At 37.1% G+C, this 1,002-nt stretch carries 1 protein-coding gene; it reads right to left on the bottom strand.

Translation table 11 applies throughout. The features are described from left to right. Positions 1-13: 13 nt before the first annotated feature. Positions 14-931 carry an IS1595 family transposase gene (locus BUA71_RS17380; RefSeq protein WP_072882060.1) on the bottom strand — a complete coding sequence of 306 codons (918 nt, stop codon included), beginning with the start codon at positions 929-931 and terminating at the stop codon, positions 14-16. Positions 932-1,002 lie beyond the last annotated feature (71 nt).

Below are 1,002 nucleotides of genomic sequence, written 5' to 3'. Positions count from 1 at the left end.
ATTGTATATCCGTTTAGTGTCCACTTGCTGTAATGCTTGCTATTATTAGCCTGTCAAATATTTTGTCTCCAAAATATCTTCTGTTCAACTTATATACAAACTCATTGAGGTATAGTTGAAGATATTTTTTCTTGATTTTGTGGTATGTGCCAACAAAATTTCTTTTCGCATTGCTAATTGCAATGTGCACCCACTTAAGGGTTTCTTTAGTGGTCGTAGCATTGGATTTTTCGGTAATGTGTAATTCGACATAATCTGCGATATCAACATAGGAGGTACTTTTATCGGTAAAGACAATAACCTGTTCGTCATCAATTGCTTTTTTGAGTGTATTCTCAGTTCCTTCAGACTTATGATCTTCAAGCACTTTTGCTTTAAAATACCTACACTGCCTTTCAACTTTACCCGTATTAATATCCTCCAACACCGTGCTTTCGGCCATTACCATGACATTGGATTTTGTCTTACTGCCGCGACCGGCTTTTTGAGTTTCGTGATTGTGTTTGCTAGCTTCAATGGTAAAATACCCTTCATCCATCTCAATCATACCTTCCAAAGTATAGCGATCATCTCTTTGCCCCATTGCTTTTCGCAGTTTATGGACCATCGCCCAAACTGGTTCATAACGTTTTAAACCAAGTTGACGCTGTATCTCTTTGCTGGAAAACCCTTTTTTGGTCGTACTCAAAAGAAAAATGGTTTTGTACCAGTTCATAAATGACAATTTGGAGCTTTCCATAATAGTACCACTACGTAGTGACATTCTTGCTTTACAGGCCTTGCACTGATAACTCCATTTATTCTGGAGCCAGTAATGATTGATGCAACCGCAACGCTTGCAGGACACTCCGTGCTTATCCCGTTGTTCTTTAAAATGTAATCGACAGCTTATTTCATCAGTGAAATGGACGCCAAAGGAAAATATATCCATAATGTTAAATCTAAATATTTAATCAAATATAGGATATTTTCCGGTATTTAGGAATGTTTACGGATATACAG

This window comes from Salegentibacter echinorum (assembly GCF_900129445.1).
GTDB classification, from domain to species: domain Bacteria; phylum Bacteroidota; class Bacteroidia; order Flavobacteriales; family Flavobacteriaceae; genus Salegentibacter; species Salegentibacter echinorum.
This window is presented reverse-complemented; position numbering and strand designations above follow the sequence as displayed.

Coding starts and splice junctions, on each gene's coding strand:
- BUA71_RS17380 (WP_072882060.1), bottom strand. CDS start 931: ATGGATATATTTTCCTTTGGCGTCCATTTCACTGATGAAATAAGCTGT.